This is a genomic window from Pseudomonas sp. Ant30-3 (assembly GCF_000690905.1).
Lineage (GTDB): Bacteria > Pseudomonadota > Gammaproteobacteria > Pseudomonadales > Pseudomonadaceae > Aquipseudomonas.
Window position 1 is genome coordinate 1 of the sequence record NZ_JMCL01000029.1, and the last position, 26992, is coordinate 26992.

Sequence of the window (26992 nt, forward strand, 5' to 3'; positions counted from 1 at the left end):
AGTTCAACAACTACAGCCTCGCGCCGGTGCTGTTGGTGGTGCTCGTGCTGATCGGCGTCGTCGCCGACCGCCGCTGAATTCGGGTCAGGCAAAAAAAACCTGTAGGAGCCGGCTTGCTGGCGATGGTGTGTCAGACACGCTGATGTTGACTGACACACCGTCGCCAGCAAGCCGGCTCCTACAGGTTTATAACGTACGGCTCAGGACAGTTTTTCGAACTTCAGATCCCACACGCCATGCCCAAGTCGTTCGCCACGGCGTTCGAACTTGGTGATCGGGCGCTCGGCCGGGCGCGGGACGCACTTGCCGTCTTCGGCCAGGTTGCGATAACCCGGCGCGATGTTCATCACTTCCAGCATGTACTCCGCATACGGTTCCCAATCAGTGGCCATGTGCAGCACACCACCCACCTTCAACTTGCTGCGCACCAGCTCAGCGAACGACGCCTGAACAATACGGCGTTTGTGGTGACGGCTCTTGTGCCACGGGTCCGGGAAAAACAGCATCAGGCGATCGAGGCTGTTGTCGGCGATGCAACGGTTGAGCACTTCGATCGCATCGCAGTCGTAGACGCGCAAGTTGGTCAGGCCCTGAGTCAGCACGCCATTGAGCAACGCGCCAACACCTGGACGGTGCACTTCCACACCGATGAAGTCCTGCTCCGGCGAAGCCGCCGCCATCTCCAGCAGCGAGTGGCCCATGCCGAAACCGATTTCCAGCGAGCGCGGCGCCGAGCGGCCGAACACCTGGTCGTAGTCGACCGGCGCATCGGCCAGTGGCAACACGAACAACGGCGTGCCTTGGTCAAGCCCGCGTTGCTGGCCTTCGGTCATGCGCCCGGCGCGCATCACGAAACTCTTGATGCGGCGGTGTTGGCGCTCGTCGCCTTCTTCCGTCTGGATTGGCGTGTCGTTTGATTCAGTCATCAATGGCTCTTACTTGATCAGACCATCCAGCGGCGAAGAGGCGCTGGCATAGAGTTTTTTCGGCATACGGCCAGCGAGGTAAGCCAGGCGGCCCGCAACGATGGCGTGTTTCATGGCCTCAGCCATAATGACCGGCTGCTGGGCATGGGCAATGGCCGAGTTCATCAGCACCGCTTCACAACCCAGCTCCATGGCGATGGTGGCGTCGGAAGCGGTGCCGACACCGGCATCCACCAACACCGGAATCTTGGCTTCTTCGAGGATAATCTGCAGGTTGTACGGGTTGCAGATCCCCAGGCCCGTGCCGATCAGACCGGCCAGCGGCATGACCGCGATGCAGCCGATTTCCGCCAGTTGACGGGCAATGATCGGGTCATCACTGGTGTAGACCATCACGTCGAAACCTTCCTTGACCAGCACTTCGGCAGCCTTGAGGGTTTCGATCACGTTGGGGAACAGGGTTTTCTGGTCAGCCAGTACCTCCAGCTTCACCAGATTGTGCCCACCAAGCAGTTCACGGGCCAGACGGCAAGTGCGCACAGCCTCGGTAGCATCGAAGCAACCGGCGGTGTTCGGCAAAAAGGTGTAGCGATCCGGCGAGAGGACTTCGAGCAGGTTCGGTTCGCCCGGATTTTGGCCGAGGTTGGTACGGCGCACGGCGAAAGTCACGATCTCGGCACCCGAGGCTTCGATGGCCAGGCGGGTTTCTTCCATGTCACGGTACTTGCCAGTGCCTACCAGCAAACGCGACTGGTAAGTACGACCGGCCAGGACGAAGGGCTTGTCGCTACGAACGATGCTCATGGGAAATCCTCTGTAGGGGTGAGGTTCTTGCAGAATTCTGTGCCCTGGTGGGCCGCAGGGCTAGCCGCCACCGATGGCGTGTACCACTTCGACCGAGTCGCCGTCATTCAGCGTGGTATCGGTATGCTGGCTGCGCGGGACGATATCCAGATTGAGCTCGACCGCGACACGGCGTCCGGTCAGTTCCAGACGGGTCAGCAGGGCCGCAACGGTTTCACCGTCGGGCAGTTCAAGGGATTCGCCGTTCAACTGAATGCGCATACCGAATGGCCGCCATCATTTTTAGGGGCTGGCATTCTAGCCCGATCAGTCTTGGCGACCCAAGCCATTCGTCATGAAATGGACCGTGCAGTCAGCTCAGCCGCCAGGCGGCCAGGCCCAGGCACAACCAGCCAACAAGGAAGGCCAGACCACCGAAAGGCGTGATGATCCCGAGCTTGCTGATGCCGGTCAGTGTCAGCACGTAAAGGCTGCCGGAAAACAACAGGATGCCGATGGCAAACGATACGCCGGCCCACGTCACCAATCGGCCGGGGATTTGCGTGGCCAGCAGCGCAACACCCAACAAGGCCAGGGTGTGCACTAACTGGTAAGTCACGCCGGTGTGGAAAATCGCCAGGTACTCGGACGTCAGGCGGCTTTTCAGGCCGTGAGCGGCGAACGCGCCCAAGGCCACGCCGGTGAAGCCGAAAAAAGCGGCCAGCATCAGAAAGCCACGCAGCATGAAGAACTCCAGTCAGACTCGATCCACAGGGTCTGTATAATGGCCCGCTCAACGGGTTCGGCCAAGCCATCTCTATGCTGCGTATATTTTTGCAACGTTTTATCAAAGCCCTGCTGTGGTTCGCGGGCGGCAGCATTGTGCTGGTCCTGATTTTCCGCGTGGTTCCGCCACCGGGAACGGCGCTGATGGTGGAGCGCAAAGTCGAATCATGGATCGACGGCGAGCCGATCAATCTGCAGCGCACGTGGAAGCCATGGGAGGAAATCTCCGATGATCTCAAGCTCGCGGTGATCGCCGGCGAAGATCAGAAATTCCCGGAACATTGGGGTTTCGACTTCGGGGCCATTCAGAAAGCCCTGGCGCATAACGAACTCGGCGGTACAGTGCGAGGCGCCAGCACGCTGAGCCAGCAGGTCTCGAAAAACCTGTTTTTGTGGTCTGGGCGCAGCTGGCTGCGCAAAGGCCTGGAGGTCTGGTTTACCGGACTGATTGAAGTGTTGTGGCCAAAGCAGCGAATTCTTGAGGTTTACCTCAACAGTGTCGAGCTGGATAAAGGTGTGTTTGGCGCCGAAGCGGCAGCCCGGCACCACTTTGGCGTGAGCGCCCGGTCGTTGTCGCGGCAACAGGCGAGCTTGCTCGCGGCTGTTCTGCCCAACCCGCGAGTCTGGAGCGCCAGCCGCCCAACCAGCTATGTCGCACGGCGTGCTGGCTGGATTCGGCAGCAGATGAGTCAGCTGGGTGGGGACAGTTATCTAGTAGGGCTCAATGATTCACGCCGGGCGCTGTGGGCGCAGTAACTCCGCAAATCCCCTGTAGGAGCGAGCCTGCTCGCGATGGCGTCCATTCAGTCGACATAGTCGGTGGATGATTGACCGCTATCGCGAGCAGGCTCACTCCCACAAGGAAACCAAGGTAAAGCTGACACTGCGCACACACAAAAACGCCCCGATCATCACTGATCGGGGCGTTTTTGTTTGCCGGTGCGCAGGTTATGCGGCGATCGACAATTTGAGCTTGTTCATCGCACTCTTTTCAAGCTGACGAATACGCTCGGCCGACACGTTGTACTTCTGCGCCAGGTCGTGCAGCGTGGCTTTCTCTTCAGCGAGCCAGCGCTGATAAAGAATGTCGCGACTGCGGTCGTCCAGCACTTCCAGCGCTTCGTGCAGGTTGTGGTTGGAGTTGTCGCTCCAGTCGGCATCTTCCAGTTGACGGGCCGGGTCGTACCGGTGGTCTTCCAGATAATTGGCCGGCGACTGGAAGGCGCTGTCGTCGTCGGCTTCAGCAGCCGGGTCGAAGGCCATGTCATGGCCGGTCAGGCGACTTTCCATCTCGCGCACTTCCCGCGGCTCGACGCCGAGGCTTTCCGCCACGCGGTGGACTTCCTCGTTGTTCAGCCACGCCAGACGCTTCTTCTGGCTGCGCAGGTTGAAGAACAGCTTGCGCTGGGCCTTGGTGGTCGCGACTTTCACGATGCGCCAGTTGCGCAGGATGAACTCGTGAATTTCCGCCTTGATCCAGTGCACGGCGAACGACACCAGACGCACACCCATTTCCGGGTTGAAGCGTTTTACAGCCTTCATCAGGCCGACGTTACCTTCCTGGATCAGGTCAGCCTGAGCCAGACCGTAGCCGGAATAGCTACGGGCAATGTGTACGACAAAACGCAGGTGGGCGAGCACCATCTGCCGAGCCGCCCCCAAATCCTGCTCATAGTAGAGACTCTCGGCCAGTTCACGCTCCTGCTCCGGCGTCAGCAATGGAATGCTGTTCACCGTGTGCACATAAGCCTCCAGGTTCGCACCTGGGACCAGAGCATATGCAGGTTGCAAAGAATTGGTCATACGAAAAAACCTCCGTCTTACATAACTCGTGCAGTTCAGCACTGCGAAAATTGACCGGGAACCGAAAGACAAGTTCCCACAAAAACTGAAAGGTCAATACGCGCAAAAAGATACTACTTCGGCGCCAACTCCCTGAGATGACGAGCGACTGCAATCCATGCACCGATATAACCCAACAGCAACGCGCCAAGCAAGAGCGACAGACCGTCGGCAACTGGCACTCCCGCCAGCGCAAAATCACTGCCGTACAGGCCGGCCAGCCCAACCACCGCATCGTTCAACCAATCAAGCCCGAAGGCCAATACCCCCCAGGACAGCACCCCTGCACCGAGGCCATACAGCGCGCCCATATAAAGGAAGGGCCTGCGTACATAGCTGTCAGTGCCGCCCACGAGTTTAATCACTTCTATCTCTGTGCGGCGGTTTTCAATATGAAGACGAATGGTATTGCCTATCACCAAAAGTAATGCAGACACCAAAAGCACGGTCAGACCGAAGACAAATCGGTCGCCCAGCTTGAGGATGGCTGCCAGACGCTCGACCCAGACTAGATCAAGTTGCGCCAGTTGTACCTTGGGCAACTCGGAAAGTTTTTGTCGTAATGCTTCAAGCGCGGGCTTGTCGACCTCGTTCGGTGTAACCAGGACGACGCCAGGCAGCGGGTTCTCCGGCAGTTCCTTGAGCGCATCGCCCAGTCCGGACTGTTGCTGGAATTCTTCCAGGGCCTGATCCCGGCCGACATATTCAGCCTCTGCGACGCCTGGGATGCCCTTGATCTGTTCACGCAACGCTTCGCCCTCGGTCGGGCTGGCGTCCAGTTGCAGGTACAGGGAAATCTGCGCCGCGCGCTGCCAGGAACCGCCCAGACGCTCGACATTATTCAGCAGAAGTGACAGCCCCATGGGCAGACTGAGTGCCACCGCCATTACCATGCAGGTGAAGAAACTGCCGATCGGCTGTTTGCCCAAACGGCGCAAACTGTCGAGCAGACTGGCCCGATGGCTTTCAACCCAGGCACGGAACAGTGTGGCGAAGTCCGGGCCGTCATCCTCGTCGCGTTTCTTCTTCGGCGCTTGCGGGTCGGCAGCTTTGGGCGCGACTCGCTCGGAAACCTTGGGACTGCGTGTCGCACTCATACCCCGGCCTCCCCGTCGCCGATCAAGCGACCGCGCTGCAAGGTCAGCATGCGATGACGCATGCGGGCGATCAGTGCCAGGTCATGGCTGGCGATGAGCACACTGGTGCCCAGACGATTGATGTCTTCGAACACGCCCATGATCTCGGCGGCCAGACGCGGGTCGAGGTTACCGGTGGGCTCATCCGCCAGCAGCAAGGCTGGCCGATGGACGATGGCGCGGGCGATGCCGACCCGCTGCTGCTGACCGGTGGACAAGTCTCCAGGGTAGAGATCGGTTTTGTCCGAAAGCGCCACGCGCTCCAGAGCCGAGTCCACGCGCTTGGCGATTTCGGCTTTGGAGAGGCCGAGAATCTGCAATGGCAGGGCAACGTTGTTGAATACCGTGCGATCGAATAGCAGCTGGTGATTCTGAAACACCACGCCGATCTGCCGACGCAGAAAAGGAATCTGCGCATTGCTGATAGTGCCGAGGTCTTGCCCGGCCAGGAGCAATTTGCCCGTGGTCGGACGCTCCATGGCCAGCAACAGGCGCAACAGCGTGCTTTTGCCTGCACCGGAATGGCCGGTGACAAAGAGAAACTCGCCACGACGGACTCGAAAGCTCAGCTCATGCAAGCCGACGTGACCGTTCGGGTAGCGTTTACCGACCTGTTCGAAACGAATCATGAACGCTCCCGCTCGGCAAACAATGCCTGGACAAAGGGTTCTGCTTCAAAAGTACGCAAGTCATCGATGCCTTCACCGACACCAATGTACCGAATCGGCAGACCGAACTGCTTGGCCAGGGCGAAAATCACCCCGCCCTTGGCGGTGCCGTCGAGTTTGGTCAGGGCCAGACCCGTCAGCTCGACGGTCTGATGGAATTGCTTGGCCTGACTGATAGCGTTCTGACCGGTGCCCGCGTCGAGCACCAGCAGCACTTCGTGCGGCGCGTCAGCATCGAGTTTGCTGATGACGCGACGAACCTTTTTCAGTTCTTCCATCAGATTGTCTTTGGTGTGCAGACGACCAGCAGTGTCGGCGATCAAGACGTCGATGCCTCGCGCTTTGGCGGCTTGCACGGCGTCGAAGATCACCGAAGCGGAATCGGCGCCGGTGTGCTGAGCGATGACCGGGATCTTGTTGCGCTCACCCCAGACCTGCAACTGCTCCACGGCAGCAGCGCGGAAAGTATCGCCGGCCGCAAGCATGACTTTCTTGCCTTCAAGCTGCAGTTTCTTGGCGAGTTTGCCGATGGTGGTGGTCTTGCCGGCGCCGTTGACGCCAACGACCAGAATCACGAACGGCTTGTTCTGCGCGGCGATTTTCAGCGGCTGCTCGACGGGCTTGAGCATCGCCGCGAGTTCAGCCTGCAGGGATTTGTACAGCGCAGCGGCGTCGGCCAGTTCCTTGCGCGCAACTTTCTGCGTCAGACGCTGAATGATCACCGAGGTCGCTTCAACACCCACGTCAGCCGTCAGCAGGCGGGTTTCGATGTCTTCGAGCAGCTCGTCATCGATGATTTTTTTGCCGAGAAACAGACTCGCCATGCCTTCGCCGATGCTGGCGCTGGTCTTGGACAGGCCTTGCTTGAGGCGGGCGAAGAAACCGGATTTGCTTTCTTCCGTGCGTGATGGCTCGACGGGGCTGTCGAGCTGTGCAACGGGCTCAGCTGCTGCGGGGGCAATGACAGGCGCAGGCGCTGCGACCACGGGCTCAACCGGAGCAACCGGAGCAACCGGAGCAACCGGAGCAATGACAGCAGGCGGCTCGGGTTCCACAACTACAGGCGCTGGCTCGACCTCAACCACCGGCTCAATGACTGGCGTTTGAACGGGCTCGGGAGAAAACGCAGCCGGCGCCGGAATCGGCGGTGCGACATGCGCAGCTTGCTCATCTTCAACCAGCGCCACCGGCTCTTCCGCCACCGGCAATGTCAGCCATGGCTCGCCAGCAAGCGTCAACGGCTGTTCGGTGACGGTTTCAGGCTCGGATTCTGCCGCGGGCTGCAGCACCGGCTCGGCGATCGGCAAGACAATCGGCGCTGGCGCTTCATCGATAACCGGCGCGGGGGTGGCCTCAGGAAGTGGCTGTGGCTGTTCGACGACGGGTTCCTGCGGTTTTTTGCGCAGCCATCCGAACAGGCTTTTTTTCTCGCCAGCCGCAGCTGGGGCTTTCTTGTCGTCGTTGGAACCAAACATGGAGGACGGCTATCTCACGGTGGCGACGCGCCATGGGCGCCTCGGCAATTAAATATTAGTGCAGAACAGACTGCGATTGACCCAGCTTGTTCACGCGCACCCTTAAGACGAGGTGCTAATGGCACCTTACAAAAACGATTTCACGAAGGACTGCAGCGGCAAAATCGGCGAAAAGGCAGATATAAGTTGTCAATTAACAGCCTTCTCCCGCAAACCTATTCAACCTGATCAAACCCGAAGGCCTGATAGGCGTGGCCGCCAGCAAAACGGATCAGTATCCTAGCACCCTCTCGCCCGCCGACGCTAAGACCTAGCGGGCAGCCCCAAAGGTTTAAAAACGAATGAATGCTTTTGTCCGCCGCGCTGCAGGCCTGCTGCTCAGCACAGTTTGTCTGCCACTTTCAGTCTTCGCTGCCGACCCGCAACCCACCCACGAATTCACCCTCGACAATGGCCTGAAGGTCGTCGTGCGCGAAGATCATCGTGCGCCGGTGGTCGTTTCCCAGGTCTGGTACAAGGTCGGCTCCAGTTACGAGACGCCGGGGCAGACCGGTTTGTCCCACGCCCTGGAACACATGATGTTCAAAGGCAGCGAGAAGGTCGGGCCGGGTGAAGCTTCACTGATCCTGCGCGACCTCGGCGCCGAAGAAAACGCCTTCACCAGCGACGACTTCACCGCTTACTACCAAGTGCTGGCCCGTGATCGTCTGGGCGTAGCGTTCGAACTGGAAGCAGATCGCATGGCCAGCCTGCGTTTGCCGCCGGACGAATTCGCCCGCGAGATCGAAGTCATCAAGGAAGAGCGCCGCCTGCGCACCGATGACAAGCCGATGTCCAAGGCCTACGAACGCTTCAAGGCCATGGCTTACCCGGCCAGCGGCTACCACACACCGACCATCGGCTGGATGGCAGACCTGGACCGCATGAAAGTCGAGGAACTGCGGCACTGGTATCAATCCTGGTACGCACCGAACAACGCCACGCTGGTGGTGGTCGGCGACGTCACCCCGGATGAAGTCAAAACCCTCGCCCAGCGCTATTTCGGCCCGATCGCCAAGCGTGACATTCCTGCGGCGAAAATCCCGCTTGAGCTGGCGGAACCCGGCGAACGAAAGATCACTCTGCACGTACAGACTCAACTGCCGAGCCTGATGATGGGCTTTAACGTGCCAAGCATCGCAACTGCTGAAGACAAGCGTTCGGTCAACGCTTTGCGTCTGATCTCGGCGCTGCTTGACGGCGGCTACAGCGGACGTATCCCGACGCAACTTGAGCGTGGCGAAGAGCTGGTCTCGGGCGGCTCGTCGAGCTACGACGCCTACACCCGAGGCGACAGCCTGTTCACCCTGTCGGCCACGCCGAACACCCAGAAAAACGTCACCATGGCGCAAACTGAAGCCGGTCTGTGGAAGCTGCTCGATCAGTTGAAAACCACTGCGCCGTCCGCCGAAGAACTGGAGCGCGTACGTGCGCAAGTCATCGCCGGCCTGGTCTACGAGCGCGACTCGATCACCAGCCAGGCCACCGCTATTGGTCAACTGGAAACCGTCGGCCTGTCGTGGAAACTGATGGACAGCGAACTCGCCGACCTGGAAAGCGTGACCCCGCAAGACATCCAGAAAGCCGCCAAGCTGTATTTCACCCGCGAACGTCTCAGCGTCGCCCATGTACTGCCACAGGAGACGACTCATGAGTGAGCGTAAAACACCGCGCCTGGCGCTGATCGGCCTCGTTATCGTCGCACTGATCGGCTCTGCCGTTTTCTATTTCTCGAAGACCGATGAGTCCAATGCCAGCGAAGCGCTGGACAAGGCCAAGGCCAGCCAGAAACTGCAATCGCTGGCCGAACTAAATGGCAAGGCGCCGAGCCATCGCTCGCTGGACGTGCAGACCTGGAATACCGCCGAAGGCGCCAAGGTGATGTTCGTCGAAGCCCGTGAACTGCCGATGTTCGACATGCGCCTGATCTTCTCCGCTGGCAGCAGCCAGGACGGCGATGCCCCCGGCCTCGCCGTACTGACCAACGCAATGCTCAATGAAGGTGTCGCCGGCAAAGACGTCGGCGCCATCGCCCAAGGCTTCGAAGGCCTCGGCGCGGATTTTGGCAACGGTGCTTTCAAAGACATGGCGCTGGCCTCGTTGCGCAGCCTGAGCGCAGCGGACAAACGCGAACCGGCACTGAAACTGTTCTCTGAAGTGGTTGGCAAACCTACCTTCCCCGCCGACTCCTTCGCACGCATCAAGAATCAGATGCTCGCAGGCTTCGAGTATCAGAAACAGAACCCCGGCAAACTGGCCAGCATCGAACTGATGAACCGCTTGTACGGCGATCACCCCTACGCCCACTCCAGCGATGGCACGGCGAAAAGCATTCCACCGATCACATTGGCGCAGCTGCAGGCCTTTCATGCGAAAGCCTATGCAGCCGGCAACGTGGTGATTGCGTTGGTGGGCGATTTGTCGCGCAGCGAAGCCGAGGCGATTGCCGCTCAGGTGTCCTCAGCACTGCCTAAAGGGCCGGCATTGCCGAAACTGGCGCAACCGACCGAACCAGCGGCCAGCATCGGCCACATCGAGTTCCCGTCGAAGCAAACCAACCTGATGCTCGCGCAACTGGGCATCGATCGCGATGATCCGGATTACGCAGCGCTGTCAATGGGCAATCAAATTCTTGGCGGCGGTGGTTTCGGTACGCGTTTGATGAGTGAAGTACGCGAGAAACGTGGCCTGGCCTACGGCGTGTATTCGGGTTTCACTCCGATGCAGGCGCGCGGTCCGTTCATGATCAACCTGCAAACCCGCGCAGAAATGAGCGAAGGTACGCTGAAGCTGGTGCAGGACGTGCTCGCCGATTACCTGAAAACCGGTCCGACCGAAAAAGAACTCGACGACGCCAAGCGTGAGCTGGCCGGCAGCTTCCCGCTGTCCACCGCCAGCAACGCCGACATCGTCGGTCAGCTAGGCGCCATGGGTTTCTACAACCTGCCGCTGAGCTATCTGGAAGACTTCATGCAGCAGTCTCAGGCCCTGACCGTCGAACAGGTCAGAACAGCCCTGAACAAACATTTGAGCACGGACAAAATGGTCATCGTCAGCGCTGGCCCGACCGTGCCGCAAAAGCCGTTACCGGCCCCATCTGATAAACCTGCCGAGCAGCCGCTCGGGGTTCCGGAGCACTAATGGCCACTTCCCGTCCAAAAAAACCTGTCCACAACGTGCACAACGGCGTGAATCAACTGCGCATCATCGGCGGCGAATGGCGCAGCCGTAAGCTGAGTTTCCCGGACGCGCCTGGCTTGCGGCCGACCCCGGACCGGGTACGCGAGACCCTGTTCAACTGGCTCGCGCCCTATGTCGCCGGGGCCAGGGTGCTCGATCCGTTCGCCGGCAGCGGCGCGCTGTTTCTCGAAGCCTTGTCCCGCGGCGCGGCCATGGGGCAGGCGCTGGACGCGAGCAACATTGCGGTGTCGAGCCTCAAGGAACACCTGGGCACATTGCGCTGCACCACCGGCCAGGTGCAGACCGCCGATGCGCTGCGTTATCTGGAAACCCAGACTGCGGTTGCCTACGACCTGGTGTTTCTCGACCCACCGTTCAACCAGAACCTGTTGCCGACCGTTTGCGCATTGCTGGAAGAGCGTCAGTGGCTGGCCGATGAGGCGTGGGTGTACACCGAAAGTGAAACCGCGCCCTCGACCCTCGGCCTGCCAGCCAACTGGCGCCTGCATCGCGAGCAAAAATCCGGGCGGGTCTACTATTCTTTATGGCAACGTACGGCAGAGATCGCCGGTTAATCGACCGGCCTGAACACGGTGCGTCAGCGATGACGCACCGCTGCATCGAGAACCCTCGTGTCCCATCCCGCAGAACGTTTCACCCCCGCCTTCGGCCTTGGCAACCCGCACTTGCAAACCTTGTGGGGACCGCTGTGGCGTAAAACCACCCACATAGACCGCGAACGTGAACGCTTGTGGCTTGAAGACGGCGACTTCCTCGACCTTGACTGGCACGGCCCGCACAGCGCCGATGCGCCGTTGGTGCTGGTGTTGCACGGCCTGACGGGGTCGTCGAATTCGCCTTATGTAGCCGGGCTGCAAAAAGTGCTGGGTGCTCAAGGCTGGGCCAGTGTTGCGCTGAACTGGCGTGGCTGTTCGGGCGAGCCCAATCTGCTATCGCGCAGCTATCATTCCGGTGCCAGCGAAGACCTCGCCGAGGCCATTGCGCACGTGCGGGCAAAACGCCCGCTCGCACCGCTGTACGCAGTTGGCTACTCGCTGGGCGGCAATATCTTGCTCAAGCATCTGGGCGAGACAGGCAGTCACAGCGGTATCACCGGGGCGGTTGCAGTGTCGGTGCCCTTTCGGCTCGACCACTGCGCCGACCGCATCGGCCAAGGTTTTTCGAAGGTCTATCAGGCGCATTTCATGCGGGAAATGGTGGGCTACATCAAGAACAAGCAACGGCAGTTTCAGCACGATGGCCGCGAGGACAGCCTGGCGGAGCTGGCCGCGCTCGGTTCACTGGAAAACATGCGCACCTTTTGGGATTTCGATGGCCGGGTGACGGCGCCGCTGCATGGGTTTACCGATGCGCACGACTACTACCGCCGTGCCTCAAGCCGCTATTTTCTGGGTGAGATTCGCACGCCGACATTAATCATCCAGGCGGCGGACGATCCGTTCGTCTTCCCTCACAGCTTGCCGCTGGCAGATGAATTATCAGCCACCACGCAATTCGAATTGCAGCCCAAAGGCGGGCATGTCGGATTTGTCGATGGCACGCTTCGCCGACCGGATTACTACCTGGAACGGCGTATTCCACAGTGGCTGGCCAGCCTCGAACAATGAACACCACTGTGGGAGCGGGCTTGCTCGCGATGACACTGGGCCAATAGACATTTGCGCCACTGACGGACCGCTTCCCCAGCAAGCCCGCTCCCACAGGGAATGTGATTATTCGCCGACCGCGATGCCCCGCGCCGGCTCGTTGATCCATTCGCTCCACGACCCGGCGTACAAAGCGCCCAACGGATAGCCCGCCAGGCACAAGGCAAAGAGGTTATGGCAAGCGGTGACCCCGGATCCGCAGTACGCCACCAGATCTTCCGGTGAGCGATCGGCCAGCTTTTCAGCAAAGCGCTGCTTGAGCTGATCGGCCGGCAGAAACCGCCCGTCACTGCCCAGGTTGTCGGTAAACGCGGCACATTGCGCACCGGGAATGTGCCCGGCCACCGGGTCGATCGGCTCCACCTCGCCCTTGAAACGCGACAAGGCGCGGGCGTCGAGCAAGGTCAGCGCTGGCTGGCCCAGCCGCTGTTGCAGTTGCTCGGCATCGAGTACCAACGAATCATCGGGCGTGCCTGTGAAGGTGCCGCGGGTGATCGACGGCGCATCCAGGCTCAGTGGCAAGCCGGCGGCATGCCAGGCCTTGAGGCCGCCATCGAGAATGAACACACCGTCGCGTTTGCCCAGCCACGCCAACAGCCACCAGGCACGCGCCGCGTAGGCCCCGGGGCCGTCGTCGTACAAAATCACTTCGCTGTCGGCATTGACGCCCCAGGCTTGCAGTCGCTCGATCAGGTCCTGCGCTTGCGGCAGCGGGTGCCGCCCGGTGACACCCTTGACCACTTCGCCGCTCAGATCACGCTCAAGATCGGCGAAGCTGGACCCGGCAATGTGCCCTTCGGCATAGCTGCGCTGACCGTAGACCGGGTCTTCAAGGGCAAAACGACAATCCAGAATCACCCGTCCGGGCTGCTCTGTCTTCTGGTCCAGTGCTTGCGGGCTGATCAGTTGCGCAATGGGCATAACAGGCTCCTGTGATGTGGACGGTGTTGAATCCTACTGCACTTCCTCGAGGGCCTGGGCCAGCGGCACGTAAAACTCCTCGAACAACGCATTGACCGCCTCTCTCGACTGATCCGTGACGAACCCGGCCTCCAGCACCAGCACTTGATACACGCCACGTTTAATCGCTTGTTCGCTGAGATGGCTGGAAATCTCCCGCGTGGTGCACAGAAAACGCACCCACGACGTCAGAATAATCCAGGCATTGAGTGTCAGCGATTCGATCTGCACCTTGTCCATGCGCAGAATGCCGGCGTCGACGAAGCCTGCGTAAATGTGGGTGCCATGGATGAGGCTGCGCTGGGAAAAGCGCCGATAACGGGCCGCGAGGTCCGGGTCGCTGTCGAGCAGGTGTTCGAGGTCGCGATGCAGAAAACGATAGCGCCACATCGCGGCCAGTAATTCCTGCAGATAAAAACGCTTGTCATCGACGGTCGCCGCGCGCCCCTGGGGCGGGCGCAGAAAGCTGTCGACCAGGCTTTCATACTCACTGAACAGCACAGCGATAATCGCCTGCTTGTTAGGGAAGTGGTAATACAGATTGCCCGGAGAGATCTCCATATGGGCGGCGATGTGGTTGGTGCTGATACTGCGCTCGCCCTGTTGATTGAACAGCTCGAGGCTGTTCTGCACGATGCGCTCGCTGGTTTTGATCCGAGGGGCCATGGCTTGAGCTTTAATTCAGAGTGCGATAGCGGGCATCTTACGACTTATCGACGAACGGATAAAACCACAGGATGCGAACATGTTATTTGACTTTTTAGAGCATTGGCTCTAAAAAGCTCGACATCACAATAAACCCGGAGCTCACGATGCCTGCTGAAATTGCCTACCTGCAAACCTTGCAGCAGCCACTCGAAGAACTTCAACATCAATTCAACACCCAGCGCGCAGCCTATGCTGCCAACCCCATGCCGCCCGCTGCCCAGCGCCTGCAATGGCTCAAAGCCCTGCGCGATCTGCTGAGCAACGAGCGCCTGCGCCTGATCGAGGCCATCAGTCAGGATTTCAGTCACCGCAGTGCTGACGAAACCTTGCTGGCAGAACTGATGCCCAGCCTGCACGGCATTCATTACGCGAGCCAGCACTTGAAAGGCTGGATGAAAGCCTCGCCCCGCAAGGTCGGGCTCGCTTTCCAGCCGGCGGCAGCCAAGGTGGTTTATCAACCGCTGGGCGTGGTCGGGGTGATTGTGCCGTGGAATTATCCGCTGTATCTCGCTATCGGCCCGTTGGTGGGCGCGCTGTCGGCGGGCAATCGGGTGATGCTCAAACTCAGTGAGTCGACCCCGGCCACCGGCTTGCTCCTCAAGGAACTGCTCGGCCGGATTTTCCCGCAAGACCTGGTCTGCGTGGTGCTTGGCGAAGCCGACATTGGCGTGGCATTTTCCAGACTGCGCTTCGATCACCTGCTGTTCACCGGCGCCACCAGCGTTGGCAAGCACGTGATGCGCGCCGCTGCAGAAAACCTGACGCCGGTGACGCTTGAACTGGGCGGCAAGTCGCCGGCCATCGTTTCCCGCGACGTGCCGCTGAACGATGCAGCCGAGCGCATTGCATTCGGCAAAACCCTCAATGCAGGGCAAACCTGCGTGGCGCCGGACTACGTTCTGGTCCCGCATGAACGTGTCGGCGCCTTTGTCGAAGCGTATCGCCAGGCTGTCCGCGGGTTTTATCCGACACTTGCAGACAACCCGGACTACACCGCGATCATCAATGACCGACAACTCGCCCGACTGAACGGATACGTGAGCGATGCCACCAGCAAAGGCGCGCTATTGATTCCGTTGTTCGACCAGGGTCAGGGTCGTCGCATGAGTCACAGCCTGCTGCTTAACGTCACTGACGACATGATGGTGATGCAGGACGAAATCTTCGGGCCGTTGCTGCCGATTGTTCCCTACAAGGATCTGGACGAGGCGTTTGCCTACATCAATCAACGACCTCGGCCACTGGCGCTGTACTACTTCGGCTACGACAAGCGCGAACAAAACCGTGTGCTGCACGAAACCCATTCAGGCGGTGTTTGCCTCAACGACACCTTGCTGCATGTCGCTCAGGACGATATGCCGTTCGGCGGTATCGGCGCCTCGGGCATGGGCCATTACCATGGCCGCGAGGGGTTTCTGACGTTCAGCAAGGCCAAGGGTGTGCTGATCAAACAGCGCTTCAATGCGGCGCGTCTGATCTACCCGCCCTATGGCAAATCCATTCAAAAACTGATCCAGAAGCTTTTCATCCGTTAACCACCGCTATTACCGGGTAATAACAATAATGAGCCCAGGCCTGTCCGAATCACCCGCGCTGTCACGGCGCGGTTTGCTCAAATTCAGTCTCGGCGCAAGCGCGTTCCTGGCCACGGCCGGAGTGGGCGCGAGCCTGAGTGGCTGCTCATCGGGTATCCCCGCCAACGGTTTTGCGACATTGCGCAGTGGTGACCTGCTGTTTTTACGGGCGGTGATCCCGGTGATGCTCGACGGTGCCGTGGCCGAAGCCAAGCTGACGGCGGCGCTGGACGGCACTTTGAAGAACCTGGACAACGGGCTGGATCACCTGTCGCCGGAAATGCTCAAGCTGACGCGGCAGTTGTTCGATGTGCTGGGGATGACCGTCACGCGCGGACCGCTGACCGGGATCTGGGGCAGTTGGGAAAACGCCAGTGCCGATCAGATTCGGCACTTTCTGCAGCGCTGGGAAAACAGTTCGTTGAGTCTGCTGCGCATGGGGCATAGCTCGTTGCTGCAGATGGTGATGATGGCGTGGTATGCCCATAAGGAATCGTGGGCGCATTGCGGGTATCCGGGGCCGCCTGCGGTTTAAGAACAAGTCGCGCCCTTCGCGAGCAAGCCCGCTCCCCACAGGGGTTCGCGTCGGTCTTGTGGGAGCGTGTTTTCCCCGCGAAGGCGCCAGCCGCAGTACCTTCAACTTTAGAACAATAAGAGATCAAGAATATGCCCGTACCCGACCCATTCCGCGAAGGCATGGCCCGTGGCTGGAAAACTCGCGACGGCTCCCGGTTGACAGAGAATCTGACCCTGGAAGCCGATGTGGCGATCATTGGCAGCGGCGCGGGCGGCGGCACGACGGCGGAAATCCTCAGCGCCGCCGGCTACAAGGTGCTGCTGATCGAAGAAGGCCCGCTGAAAACCAGCAGCGACTTCAAGATGCTCGAAGATCAGGCCTACACCAGCCTCTATCAGGAAGGCATCGGGCGGATGAGCAAGGACGGTGCGATCACTATCCTGCAAGGGCGCGCCGTCGGCGGCACAACGCTGATCAACTGGACGTCGAGCTTTCGCACGCCCGAGCCGACGCTCGACCACTGGGCCAACGAGCATGACGTAAAAGGTCACTCCCCTGCCGACATGGCGCCCTGGTTCGAACGCATGGAACAACGCCTCGGTGTTGCGCCCTGGCAAGTGCCGCCGAATGCCAACAACGATGTGATTCGCAAGGGCTGCGAGCAACTCGGCTACAGCTGGCATGTCATCCCGCGCAACGTGCGCGGTTGCTGGAACATCGGCTATTGCGGCATGGGCTGCCCGAGCAACGCCAAGCAGTCGATGCTGGTCACGACCATACCGGCGACTCTGGAAAACGGTGGCGAGCTGCTGTATCTGGCCCGCGCTGAAAAACTCATGTTCTCCGGCGATCAGGTCAGCGAATTGCACTGTGTCGCCATGGACCAGCGCTGCGTCGAGCCTACCGGCAAGACGATCACGGTCAAGGCACGGCATTACGTACTGGCCGGCGGCGGCATCAACAGCCCCGCCCTGCTCCTGCGCTCCGACGCGCCCGATCCGCACCAGCGACTGGGCAAGCGCACGTTCCTGCATCTGGTCAACATGTCTGCCGCGCTGTTCGACGAGGTGATCAACCCCTTTTACGGCGCACCGCAATCGATCTATTCCGACCATTTTCAGTGGCAGGACGGCACCACTGGCAAGATGTCCTACAAACTGGAAGTGCCGCCGCTGCACCCGGCATTGGCGAGCACTTTGCTGGGTGGTTTCGGCGACGAAAGCGCGCGCCACATGCAGCACCTGCCTCACACCCACGCCATGCTCGCCCTGTTGCGCGATGGCTTCCACCCGGACAGCCCGGGCGGCAGCGTCGAGTTGCGCGGCGATGGCACGCCGGTCCTCGATTACCCGGTTTCGCCCTACACCTGGGACGGGTTACGCAGAGCGTTCCACAGCATGGCCGAGATTCAGTTTGCCGGCGGGGCCAAAGCGGTGATGCCGATGCATGCGGATGCGCGCTACGTGAAAAGCCTCGGCGAAGCGCGAACGCTGATCGATGGCTTGAGCCTGGAGCTCTATCGCACGCGCCTGGGCAGCGCGCACGTGATGGGCGGCTGTGCGATGGGCGAAGATCCGAAAAACGCCGTGACCGACAGCCTCGGCCGCCATCATCAAATTGCCAATCTATCGATCCACGACGGCTCGCTGTTCCCCACCAGCATCGGCGCCAACCCGCAATTGTCGGTCTATGGGCTGACCGCGCAATTGGCAACTTCGCTGGCCGAACGTTTGAAAAACCGCTGAAAAGAGCGAATATTCCTATCGTCTATAGTGCCTTCTTACCCAACAGGCGACTTGGCCGACCGGGTAGGCTGCGATACCATCCGACTCCCCAACGGACTCCCGCCAGGACGACGCGATGAACCGAGTGTTGTACCCAGGTACATTCGACCCTATTACCAAGGGCCATGGCGACTTGGTCGAACGCGCCGCGCGCCTGTTCGATCACGTGATCATTGCTGTCGCTGCCAGCCCCAAGAAAAACCCGCTGTTTCCCTTGGAACAGCGGGTGGAGCTGGCCCGTGAAGTCACCAAGCATTTGCCGAACGTTGAAGTCGTCGGCTTCTCGACGCTGTTGGCGCACTTCGCCAAAGAGAAGAATGCCAATGTGTTTCTGCGTGGGTTGCGCGCGGTCTCAGACTTTGAATACGAATTTCAGCTGGCCAACATGAACCGTCAGCTGGCGCCGGATGTGGAGAGTCTGTTTCTGACGCCGTCCGAGCGTTATTCCTTCATTTCCTCGACACTGGTGCGTGAAATTGCAGCCTTGGGCGGCGATATCACCAAGTTTGTCCACCCTGCCGTGGCGGATGCGCTCACCGAACGCTTCAAGAAGTAACAACCGCTCAAGCGGCGCCCGCGTGCACTGCGGGCGCCAATGCGGCACAATTGCGCGCATTGGTTTATTGCGCCCGGGCTCCACACCCAGGCTGGAGTTAGCATGTCCCTGATCATCACCGACGATTGCATCAATTGCGACGTCTGCGAACCCGAGTGCCCGAACGCCGCCATTTCCCAAGGCGAAGAGATCTACGTGATCGATCCGAATTTGTGCACGCAGTGCGTGGGTCACTATGACGAACCGCAGTGCCAGCAAGTGTGCCCGGTGGATTGCATTCCGCTGGACGAAGCGCATCCGGAGACTGAAGAGCAGTTGATGGCGAAGTATCGGGTGATTACCGGGAAGGTTTGAGTCAGGCCTTTTTGTAGAGCTTGTACCGCCCTCATCGTCGGATCGCCCTACAGCAAGATTGCGATAGGTCAGTCAGCATTGATAGTCCAGTGCCGCCGTCATCGCCAGCAGGCTAGCTCCCACAAGTCGCGGATTGGATCACAGTGTTGTGGTCACGCAAGACCCTGTGGGAGCTAGCCTGCTAGCGATGAGGCCATCAGCCACACCGAAGCTCTGACTGACCTCACTCCCGCTGCTCGAACCCCTCGCCGATACACCCCAGGCACCGCACAAACGCGGCTTTCCCTGGATCGACCACCAGCGCCTTGCCCGCATCGCCGATGCCGCCACCAAGCGCGGTAAACGGTAAAGCCACCACAAACAGACCCGCGCCAATCACCGTCGCCACGATCAACAAGGGCCGGGCAATCAGCAAATCACCGATCATGGCGTAGGCTGGCGGATTCTGAATGGTGTAGCGCGGGTCGCCACTTCCGACGTTGGCCGCCAGCGCTGGCGTAGCCGTGCTGATCAGCAAAACAACAGCGAGCGTTCGAAACAGATTCATGAGGCGATCCTTCGACTGGACAGTGAAAACACAGACTATAGACCTAAAGCCCTGTCATCTTTGACAGCGCGGGCAGAACACGCTGGCGCGCTGACCGAGTTTGACTTCGCGCAGCTCGGTTGCGCAGACCTTGCACGGCTTGCCTCCGCGACCATACACAAACAATTCCTGCTGAAAATAACCCGGCTGACCGTCGCCACCGATGAAGTCGCGCAACGTCGTGCCGCCACGCTCGATCGCGGCCGCCAGGATGCGTTTGATCTCGATCGCCAGTTTCAGATAACGCGCCCGTGAAATGCCTCCGGCCTGGCGACGCGGGTCGATCCCGGCGGCGAATAGCGCTTCGGTCGCATAAATATTGCCGACGCCGACCACTATCGCGTTGTCCATGATGAACGGCTTGACCGCCATCGAGCGTCCGCGGGACTGCTGGAACAGCCGATCGCCATCGAACAGGTCGGTCAACGGCTCCGGCCCAAGGCGCAGCAACAACTCGTGGTTGTGCGGATCGGCGCTCCAGAGCATCGCACCAAAGCGCCGCGGATCTGTGTAACGCAGCGCCAACCCCGATTCCAGTTCGATATCGACATGCTCGTGCTTGGCCGCCGGCATGCCGATCTCGACCAGACGCAGATTGCCCGACATGCCCAAATGGCTGATCAAGGTGCCGACTTCGGCGTTGATCAGCAGGTATTTGGCACGCCGCTCCACCAGCACGATCCGCTGGCCGGACAAGCGCACATCCAGATCTTCCGGGATCGGCCAGCGCAGACGCCGATCGCGCACGATCACCCGGCTGACACGCTGCCCTTCCAGATGGGGCGCGATGCCGCGGCGGGTGGTTTCGACTTCCGGCAGTTCTGGCATGGGGCTCTCGGATCAGGCGCTCGGCTGAGGCACTGGCCGCGACTCAGCGATGAGTGCCGAGGTCGCGGATGGTTTGTTTGAGGGTTTCGAAGTCGTAGTCCGACAGACCGACGTAATCCAGCACGATGGGCGCAATGCTGTTCCACTCACGGTCTTCGGACTGATTGCCCAGCACTCGATAAGACGCACAAATGTGTTCAGCCATTTTCAGAATCGCCAGCAGATTTTTCAACTGACTGTTGCGCGACGATTCATCGTTGAAAATCGCCAGGGCATTGTGATGATTGGCGATAGCCGTACTCACATGTTCCGGCAGGCGCCAGGATTTGGCCGTGTAATAACCGACCACTGCGTGGTTGGTATTGAACACGCGGTTTTCGGTGTCGACCACCCGGCATTCGCTGCTGGCGCTGGCATACGCTTCTTCCAGCACCGTCATGTAGTTGGGAAACCGCTGGAGCATCAAAGGCACGCCGCAGTCGTGAAAAAGGCCCAGCGCGTAGGCTTCATCGCCCGCCTGCACGCCGATGCGCTTGGCCAGCGTCAGGCACGTCATCGCCACATCCTGAGCGGTGTCCCAGAAACGGTTAAGGGTAACGATGGTGTCGTCGTTCAACTCACCCTTGATCGATTGTGCGTTGATCAGGTTGATGATCGAACGGCTGCCCAGCAAATTCACTGCACGCTGGATCGAGGTGATTTTGTTGCTCAAGCCGTAATACGGCGAATTGACAATCTTCAGCAGCGAACCAGAGAGGCCCGGGTCTTGGGAGATCAACTTGGCAATCACCTCCAGGTCCGGATCGGGCATGTACTGTTCCATCTGCAAATCCACCATGATCTGCGGCTGGGCAGGCACGCTGATGCCCTGCAGGGACTGTTGGATCTGTTCGGCGGTCAGCTCTTGGGACATAAGTACACACTCTGGGTCAGGCGCCGATTCTACCCTTTCTGAACTTGGATCCGACACACCAGCGGGCACATCGCCGGAACTTTCATTGTTCGCCAGGCTTCGGACTGTGTAATGCCCGTGAAGGCAAAACACACATTCAAGTCAGGAGAATCAATCATGTCCACTTCCCTGAACGGCAAGCGTGTCGCGATTCTGGTAACCGATGGTTTCGAGCAGATCGAGCTCACCGGACCCAAGCAAGCACTGGAGGAAGCCGGTGCACAGGTCGATATACTGTGCGCCGAGGAAGGTCAGGTCAAAGGCTGGAATCACGACAAACCGGCCGACGATTTCGATGTTGATCAGACCTTCAAAAGCGCCACCATCGACCAATACGATGCCCTGGTTTTGCCGGGCGGCGTGCAGAATTCCGACACAATTCGTATTGATCTCGATGCACAGCATCTGGTGAAAACCGCAACATCGGCGGGTAAACCGATTGCGGTGATTTGCCATGGCGGCTGGTTGCTCATTTCCGCCGGACTGGTCCGGGGCAAAGCCATGACCAGCTACAAAACGCTCAAGGATGATCTGGAGAATGCCGGGGCGAACTGGGTCGACAAGGAGGTGGTGACTGACGGGAATCTGATCAGCAGCCGTCAGCCGGATGATATTCCGGCGTTCAATCGGGAGTTGATCAGCGCGTTGTCGGCCTGACACTGAACAAGTGTGGCGAGGGAATTTATCCCCGTTGGGGTGCGCAGCAGCCCCAAAACCAGCGCAGAGATTACGAAATTCCATTTGCGATGGGTTGCGACTGCTGCGCAGTCGGACGGGGGCAAGCCCCCTCGCCACAGGCAAGCCCCCTCACCACATGTCCACCCGCAAACCTGTGCGTGGCCCAACACGCTATACTCCCGCTCTTTTTTCCGGAGCGACGTCATGTCCCTGCCTAGCCTGCGCCTCAAAGCCAACGCCGATCGTCGCCTGCGAAACGGCCACTTGTGGGTCTATAGCAACGAAATCGATGTAGCGGCGACTCCTTTGCACGGCTTTAAGGCCGGTGACCAGGCGATCCTCGAAGCCGCCGGTGGCAAGCTGTTGGGCATCGTCGCCATGAGCCCGAACAATTTGATCTGCGCCCGCCTGCTGTCGCGCGACATCAAATTGCCGCTGGACAAGTCGCTGCTGGTGCATCGCCTGAACGTCGCGCTGTCCCTGCGTGATCGTCTGTTCGACAAGCCGTTCTATCGTCTGGTCTACGGCGATTCCGATTTGCTGCCAGGTCTGGTGGTCGACCGTTTCGGCGACATTCTGGTGGTGCAGATCGCTTCGGCCACCATGGAAGCGCATAAAGACGACGTGATTGCAGCGCTGACTCAAGTGCTAAAGCCCAGCGGCATTCTGTTCAAGAACGATTCTGCTGCCCGTGACGCTGAAGGCCTCAATCGCTACGTCGAAACCGTGTTCGGCCTGGTGCCGGAATGGGTTTCGCTGGAAGAGAACGGCGTGAAATTCGAAGCGCCGGTCATCCAGGGTCAGAAAACCGGCTGGTTCTACGATCACCGCATGAACCGCGCGCGTCTGGCCCCCTATGCCAAAGGCAAGCGCGTGCTCGACCTGTACAGCTACATCGGCGGTTGGGGTGTACAAGCCGCTGCGTTTGGCGCCAGTGAAGTGTTCTGCGTTGATGCGTCCGCCTTCGCCCTCGACGGCGTCGAGCGCAATGCCGCGCTGAACGGCGTAGCAGAGAAAATGACTTGTCTCGAAGGCGATGTGTTCGATGCCTTGAAAGAGCTGAAAGCCAGTGAAGAACGTTTCGACGTGATCGTTGCCGATCCACCGGCGTTCATCAAACGCAAGAAAGACATGAAAAACGGTGAAGGCGCCTACCGTCGCCTGAACGAGCAAGCCATGCGCCTGCTCACCAAGGACGGCATCCTGGTCAGCGCTTCGTGCTCGATGCACCTGCCGGAAGATGATTTGCAGAACATCCTGCTGACCAGCGCCCGTCACCTGGACCGCAACATCCAGATACTGGAACGTGGCGGCCAGGGCCCGGATCACCCGGTGCATCCGGCGATTGCAGAAACGCGCTACATCAAGAGCATCACCTGCCGGTTACTGCCGAATAGCTGATTGACGTCTGCTGCCTGCTGGTGCGGAGCTGGTCCGAAATTGGGGTCGCTTCGCAACCGACGCAGGCTTCGCCAGTTGCTACATGAAGTGAGTGTGCTTTCTGTAGCAGCTGCCGAAGGCTGCGTTCCAGGACGAAGTCCTCGCCCTCTATTGCCTACCAAGCACCGTTTGCAGGGCCGACCGCTCGCTCCCACAACAGATTCAGAAAAATCCCACACAGCGCTGAATTGACTTCCATGGCCATCAGGTCAACGCTCGATCCCCCCTCACGGACCGAGAGCGTTGTCGATGAACCCTTCCACGCGCACCGCGAAAAAATCCTCGCTCATCCTGCTGTTGCTGACAATGACGCTCCTCGGCGTATTCCCGCTGGACGTCGTTCTCCCTTCGTTTCCCGCACTCTCTTACCACTTCCAGAGCCCGGCGTCGGACATTGCCCTGTCTGTCAGCCTGTTCGCCATCGGCCTTGCGCTGTCAGTGGTGCTGGTCGGGCCGCTGTCGGACCGATGGGGCCGCAGAAACCTCTTGCTCACCGGCATCGCCATCTCGGCCATCGGTGCGACAGGTTGCCTGATGTCCAGCGACTACCGCTGGTTTGTGTTTTTCCGTGTGGTGCAGGCGGTGGGTTGCGGTGCATTCGTGCTGTCGCAGGCGTTGATTCAGGATTTGTTTGTCGGCAGAGAACAGGAGCGAATCCGCATCTGGATGACGACCGCAGCGGGTGTGTTCATCTCTATTTCGCCTTTGCTGGGGACCTGGCTGCAAATGCATCTGGGCTGGGAGGGCAGCTTTTATGTGTTTATCGCCCTGGCAGTCATCGTCTGGATAAAGACTTGTGTGCTGCTTCAGGACAACCCACGCAGGCGCAAACCGTTGTCCGCACATTTTTTCAATGCCTACTGGCGACTCTGCTCCGATCTGCGCTTTACCGGTTATTGGCTCATTTCGGCTCTGGCGTTCGCCTGCCATTTTTCCTTCATCGTCATCTCCCCGATCATTTTCATGGAGCGCCTGGGCCTTTCGCCCTACGAGTTTGCCTGGGCGTTGTTGTTGTATGGCGTGGCGTATGTGTTGGGCGGGATAGTCGCCAGTGCGCTGCATCGACATCTGCAATCCAATTCCCAGATCATCGTCGGGCTCGGGTTGATCGCGCTGTCGGGGCTGATCATGCTGCTGCTGGCAAACCTGTTCGGCCTCACGGCTGCGACGGTGCTGATCCCGATGCTCATTTGCACGGCCGGCACGACCATTGCCAGGCCTATTGCCAACTCCAAAGCGATGTCACTCCATCCGGAGGATGCCGGCACGTCCTCGTCGGTCGGCGGCGTCATGATCTTCCTGTGTGGCGGTGTGATCAGTCTGCTGATCAATCTCGCCTCCGAAGACCTGACAACCGCGCTCGGCCTGTGCTTCCTGATCCTGAGCGCCGCAGGTCTCGGTTTGAATGCATTGATCATGCGAAGCAAGCCGGCACGGAAAATCAGCTGAGCGGCACCGATCGTCATCCAGCATGGCCCATCGGCGCTGGATCAGCGCTTCCCGGCATTCCCTCCCGCCGCCAGCCGTGTAGAATCGCGACATTCATCGCCAGTCATCCCCCGGCGGGTTTATGAGCTCAAGCTGAAGCGCGCGGCGATCCCGCAAAGTTATCGGCAACTTCCGGACACACGGCCATTTCTGAGTGTTCCAGACGTCAACAGAAGCTCACTTCCCTTTTGATACCTGATTAGCCGCCCGGAGTGCTTCATGCCTGATTACCGCTCGAAAACATCCACCCACGGCCGCAACATGGCCGGTGCCCGCGCACTGTGGCGCGCCACGGGGATGAAAGATGACGACTTCAAAAAGCCGATCATCGCCATTGCCAACTCCTTCACCCAGTTCGTCCCGGGCCACGTCCACCTCAAGGACCTGGGCCAACTGGTCGCGCGCGAAATCGAACGCGCCGGCGGTGTCGCCAAAGAATTCAACACCATCGCCGTGGACGACGGCATCGCCATGGGCCACGACGGCATGCTGTATTCGCTGCCGAGCCGCGAGATCATTGCCGACTCGGTTGAATACATGGTCAACGCCCATTGCGCCGATGCGATCGTGTGCATTTCCAACTGCGACAAGATCACGCCTGGCATGTTGATGGCGTCCCTGCGCCTGAACATCCCGGTGATCTTCGTGTCCGGCGGCCCGATGGAAGCCGGCAAGACCAAACTCGCCTCCCACGGCCTCGACCTGGTCGACGCCATGGTGATCGCCGCCGACTCCAGCGCTTCTGACGAGAAAGTCGCCGAGTACGAGCGCAGCGCTTGCCCGACGTGCGGTTCGTGCTCCGGCATGTTCACCGCCAACTCGATGAACTGCCTGGTCGAAGCATTGGGTCTGGCTCTGCCGGGCAACGGTTCGACACTGGCTACCCACAGTGACCGCGAGCAACTGTTCCTGCAGGCCGGCCGCACCATCGTCGAGCTGTGCAAGCGTTACTACACCGATAACGACGAGTCGGTACTGCCGCGCAACATTGCCAACTTCAAGGCGTTCGAAAACGCCATGACGCTGGACATCGCCATGGGCGGTTCCACCAACACCATCCTGCATTTGCTGGCCGCCGCCCAGGAAGCAGAAATCGATTTCGACCTGCGCGACATCGACCGCCTGTCCCGCCACGTGCCGCAGCTGTGCAAAGTCGCGCCGAATATCCAGAAGTACCACATGGAAGACGTACACCGTGCCGGCGGGATCTTCAGCATCCTCGGTTCGCTGGCCCGTGGCGGCCTGCTGCACACTGACCTGCCGACCGTGCACAGCAAAACCCTGGCCGAAGGCATCGCCAAGTGGGACATCACCCAGACCGACGACGAAGCCGTGCACACCTTCTTCAAGGCCGGTCCTGCGGGCATCCCGACGCAAACCGCGTTCAGCCAGTCGACCCGCTATGAAACCCTGGACGACGACCGTGAAAACGGCTGCATCCGTAGCGTCGAGCATGCTTATTCGAAAGAAGGCGGTCTGGCTGTTTTGTACGGCAACATCGCGCTGGACGGCTGCGTGGTAAAAACCGCCGGTGTCGACGAATCGATCCATGTGTTCGAAGGCAACGCGAAAATCTTCGAAAGCCAGGACAGCGCCGTGCGGGGGATTCTTGCGGATGAAGTGAAGGCCGGCGACATCGTGATCATCCGTTACGAAGGCCCGAAAGGCGGCCCGGGCATGCAGGAAATGCTCTACCCGACGTCGTACCTGAAATCCAAAGGCCTGGGCAAAGATTGCGCCCTGCTCACCGACGGCCGTTTCTCCGGCGGCACCTCGGGCCTGTCCATCGGTCACGCCTCACCGGAAGCGGCGGCGGGTGGCGCGATTGGTCTGGTGCAGGATGGCGACAAAGTGCTGATCGACATTCCGAATCGCTCGATCAACCTGTTGATCAGCGATGCCGAAATGGCCGGCCGCCGCGCCGAGCAGGATCAGAAAGGCTGGAAACCGGTTGAGAAGCGTCCGCGCAAAGTGACCACTGCACTGAAGGCCTACGCTCTGCTGGCAACCAGCGCCGACAAGGGTGCCGTGCGCAACAAAGCGATGCTCGACGGGCTGTAAGCGC

The 26992-nt window shown here is 59.9% G+C and carries 27 protein-coding genes and 1 pseudogene; 15 read left to right on the forward strand and 13 right to left on the reverse strand.

The window, feature by feature from the left end; translation table 11 throughout:
* A pseudogene (locus DU29_RS1000000132195) lies at window positions 1–77 on the forward strand (DUF3392 domain-containing protein); the annotation flags it as partial.
* Window positions 78–200: 123 nt separating this feature from the next.
* On the opposite strand, the gene trmB reads toward DU29_RS1000000132195, so the two are convergent.
* From trmB to DU29_RS0107350, 4 genes are all read right to left on the reverse strand, one after another.
* Window positions 201–926: a tRNA (guanosine(46)-N7)-methyltransferase TrmB gene (gene trmB / locus DU29_RS0107335; protein WP_028621158.1), complete on the reverse strand. Its 726-nt coding sequence runs from the start codon at window positions 924–926 to the stop codon at window positions 201–203.
* 9 nt (window positions 927–935) lie between these two features.
* Window positions 936–1730 carry a thiazole synthase gene (locus tag DU29_RS0107340; protein WP_028621159.1) on the reverse strand — a complete coding sequence of 265 codons (795 nt, stop codon included), beginning with the start codon at window positions 1728–1730 and terminating at the stop codon, window positions 936–938.
* A 60-nt stretch (window positions 1731–1790) separates the two neighbouring features.
* Window positions 1791–1991, reverse strand: coding sequence for a sulfur carrier protein ThiS (thiS, locus tag DU29_RS0107345; RefSeq protein WP_028621160.1), 201 nt, complete (start codon window positions 1989–1991; stop codon window positions 1791–1793).
* A 91-nt stretch (window positions 1992–2082) separates the two neighbouring features.
* A complete protein-coding gene (locus DU29_RS0107350) occupies window positions 2083–2454 on the reverse strand; it encodes a DUF423 domain-containing protein (protein ID WP_028621161.1) in 372 nt (123 codons plus the stop codon).
* A gap of 74 nt (window positions 2455–2528) precedes the next feature.
* Here DU29_RS0107350 and mtgA point away from each other — a divergent pair, with 74 nt between their 5' ends.
* The gene (mtgA, locus tag DU29_RS0107355) at window positions 2529–3251 is read left to right on the forward strand and encodes a monofunctional biosynthetic peptidoglycan transglycosylase (protein ID WP_028621162.1); all 723 of its coding nucleotides are present in this window, start codon (window positions 2529–2531) and stop codon (window positions 3249–3251) included.
* 192 nt (window positions 3252–3443) lie between these two features.
* On the opposite strand, the gene rpoH is transcribed toward mtgA, so the two are convergent.
* The 4 genes from rpoH to ftsY all read right to left on the reverse strand — a co-directional run bounded on the left by rpoH (window position 3444) and on the right by ftsY (window position 7616).
* Window positions 3444–4298 (reverse strand): RNA polymerase sigma factor RpoH, encoded by an 855-nt coding sequence (gene rpoH, locus DU29_RS0107360; protein WP_007897890.1) that lies wholly within the window; start codon window positions 4296–4298, stop codon window positions 3444–3446.
* A gap of 113 nt (window positions 4299–4411) precedes the next feature.
* On the reverse strand, window positions 4412–5434 hold the full coding sequence (gene ftsX, locus DU29_RS0107365; protein WP_028621163.1) for a permease-like cell division protein FtsX: 1023 nt from the start codon (window positions 5432–5434) through the stop codon (window positions 4412–4414).
* Window positions 5431–6102 carry a cell division ATP-binding protein FtsE gene (gene ftsE, locus DU29_RS0107370; protein ID WP_017341290.1) on the reverse strand — a complete coding sequence of 224 codons (672 nt, stop codon included), beginning with the start codon at window positions 6100–6102 and terminating at the stop codon, window positions 5431–5433. Before ftsE ends, ftsX begins: the two co-directional genes overlap by 4 nt.
* The gene (gene ftsY, locus DU29_RS0107375) at window positions 6099–7616 is read right to left on the reverse strand and encodes a signal recognition particle-docking protein FtsY (RefSeq protein WP_028621164.1); all 1518 of its coding nucleotides are present in this window, start codon (window positions 7614–7616) and stop codon (window positions 6099–6101) included. The genes ftsE and ftsY overlap by 4 nt, the downstream gene beginning before the upstream one ends.
* Window positions 7617–7957: 341 nt before the next feature.
* Between ftsY and DU29_RS0107380 the strand changes: the two genes are divergently transcribed.
* The 4 genes from DU29_RS0107380 to DU29_RS0107395 are packed head-to-tail and all read left to right on the forward strand — an operon-like array spanning window position 7958 to window position 12463.
* Window positions 7958–9313, forward strand: a complete 1356-nt coding sequence (locus DU29_RS0107380; RefSeq protein WP_028621165.1) for a M16 family metallopeptidase — start codon at window positions 7958–7960, stop codon at window positions 9311–9313.
* Window positions 9306–10796, forward strand: coding sequence for a M16 family metallopeptidase (locus tag DU29_RS0107385; RefSeq protein WP_028621166.1), 1491 nt, complete (start codon window positions 9306–9308; stop codon window positions 10794–10796). Before DU29_RS0107380 ends, DU29_RS0107385 begins: the two co-directional genes overlap by 8 nt.
* The gene (gene rsmD, locus DU29_RS0107390) at window positions 10796–11410 is read left to right on the forward strand and encodes a 16S rRNA (guanine(966)-N(2))-methyltransferase RsmD (RefSeq protein ID WP_028621167.1); all 615 of its coding nucleotides are present in this window, start codon (window positions 10796–10798) and stop codon (window positions 11408–11410) included. Before DU29_RS0107385 ends, rsmD begins: the two co-directional genes overlap by 1 nt.
* A gap of 57 nt (window positions 11411–11467) precedes the next feature.
* The gene (locus tag DU29_RS0107395) at window positions 11468–12463 is read left to right on the forward strand and encodes a hydrolase (RefSeq protein ID WP_028621168.1); all 996 of its coding nucleotides are present in this window, start codon (window positions 11468–11470) and stop codon (window positions 12461–12463) included.
* A gap of 105 nt (window positions 12464–12568) precedes the next feature.
* Here DU29_RS0107395 and DU29_RS0107400 read toward each other — a convergent pair whose 3' ends face one another.
* Window positions 12569–13423 (reverse strand): sulfurtransferase, encoded by an 855-nt coding sequence (locus DU29_RS0107400; RefSeq protein WP_028621169.1) that lies wholly within the window; start codon window positions 13421–13423, stop codon window positions 12569–12571.
* A 33-nt stretch (window positions 13424–13456) separates the two neighbouring features.
* Complete coding sequence (locus DU29_RS0107405; protein ID WP_028621170.1) at window positions 13457–14128, reverse strand: TetR/AcrR family transcriptional regulator; 672 nt, start codon at window positions 14126–14128, stop codon at window positions 13457–13459.
* A 146-nt stretch (window positions 14129–14274) separates the two neighbouring features.
* Here DU29_RS0107405 and DU29_RS0107410 point away from each other — a divergent pair, with 146 nt between their 5' ends.
* The 5 genes from DU29_RS0107410 (at window position 14275) to DU29_RS0107430 (ending at window position 18955) form a co-directional block, all read left to right on the forward strand.
* Window positions 14275–15705, forward strand: coding sequence for a coniferyl aldehyde dehydrogenase (locus DU29_RS0107410; protein WP_028621171.1), 1431 nt, complete (start codon window positions 14275–14277; stop codon window positions 15703–15705).
* 28 nt (window positions 15706–15733) lie between these two features.
* A complete protein-coding gene (locus DU29_RS0107415) occupies window positions 15734–16279 on the forward strand; it encodes a hypothetical protein (RefSeq protein WP_028621172.1) in 546 nt (181 codons plus the stop codon).
* 131 nt (window positions 16280–16410) lie between these two features.
* The gene (locus DU29_RS0107420; RefSeq protein WP_028621173.1) at window positions 16411–18006 is read left to right on the forward strand and encodes a GMC family oxidoreductase; all 1596 of its coding nucleotides are present in this window, start codon (window positions 16411–16413) and stop codon (window positions 18004–18006) included.
* A 115-nt stretch (window positions 18007–18121) separates the two neighbouring features.
* Entirely contained in the window at window positions 18122–18601 is a 480-nt protein-coding gene (gene coaD, locus DU29_RS0107425) for a pantetheine-phosphate adenylyltransferase (protein ID WP_007945531.1), read from the forward strand.
* A 102-nt stretch (window positions 18602–18703) separates the two neighbouring features.
* Window positions 18704–18955, forward strand: a complete 252-nt coding sequence (locus DU29_RS0107430) for a YfhL family 4Fe-4S dicluster ferredoxin (RefSeq protein WP_028621174.1) — start codon at window positions 18704–18706, stop codon at window positions 18953–18955.
* A gap of 223 nt (window positions 18956–19178) precedes the next feature.
* Here the strand turns inward: DU29_RS0107430 and DU29_RS0107435 are convergent, their stop codons facing one another.
* Genes DU29_RS0107435 through DU29_RS0107445 form a run of 3 tightly spaced genes read right to left on the reverse strand, consistent with a single transcriptional unit; the run spans window position 19179 to window position 21228 of the window.
* Entirely contained in the window at window positions 19179–19502 is a 324-nt protein-coding gene (locus tag DU29_RS0107435; RefSeq protein WP_028621175.1) for a multidrug transporter, read from the reverse strand.
* Between the two features lie 54 nt (window positions 19503–19556).
* On the reverse strand, window positions 19557–20369 hold the full coding sequence (gene mutM / locus DU29_RS0107440; protein ID WP_028621176.1) for a bifunctional DNA-formamidopyrimidine glycosylase/DNA-(apurinic or apyrimidinic site) lyase: 813 nt from the start codon (window positions 20367–20369) through the stop codon (window positions 19557–19559).
* Window positions 20370–20412: 43 nt separating this feature from the next.
* Complete coding sequence (locus DU29_RS0107445) at window positions 20413–21228, reverse strand: HDOD domain-containing protein (RefSeq protein ID WP_161781280.1); 816 nt, start codon at window positions 21226–21228, stop codon at window positions 20413–20415.
* 210 nt (window positions 21229–21438) lie between these two features.
* Between DU29_RS0107445 and DU29_RS0107450 the strand changes: the two genes are divergently transcribed.
* From DU29_RS0107450 to ilvD, 4 genes are all read left to right on the forward strand, one after another.
* On the forward strand, window positions 21439–21978 hold the full coding sequence (locus DU29_RS0107450) for a type 1 glutamine amidotransferase domain-containing protein (protein WP_028621178.1): 540 nt from the start codon (window positions 21439–21441) through the stop codon (window positions 21976–21978).
* A gap of 225 nt (window positions 21979–22203) precedes the next feature.
* Entirely contained in the window at window positions 22204–23400 is a 1197-nt protein-coding gene (locus DU29_RS0107455; protein WP_028621179.1) for a class I SAM-dependent rRNA methyltransferase, read from the forward strand.
* 288 nt (window positions 23401–23688) lie between these two features.
* Entirely contained in the window at window positions 23689–24888 is a 1200-nt protein-coding gene (locus tag DU29_RS0107460) for a Bcr/CflA family efflux MFS transporter (protein ID WP_028621180.1), read from the forward strand.
* Between the two features lie 258 nt (window positions 24889–25146).
* Window positions 25147–26988 carry a dihydroxy-acid dehydratase gene (gene ilvD / locus DU29_RS0107465; protein ID WP_028621181.1) on the forward strand — a complete coding sequence of 614 codons (1842 nt, stop codon included), beginning with the start codon at window positions 25147–25149 and terminating at the stop codon, window positions 26986–26988.
* Window positions 26989–26992 lie beyond the last annotated feature (4 nt).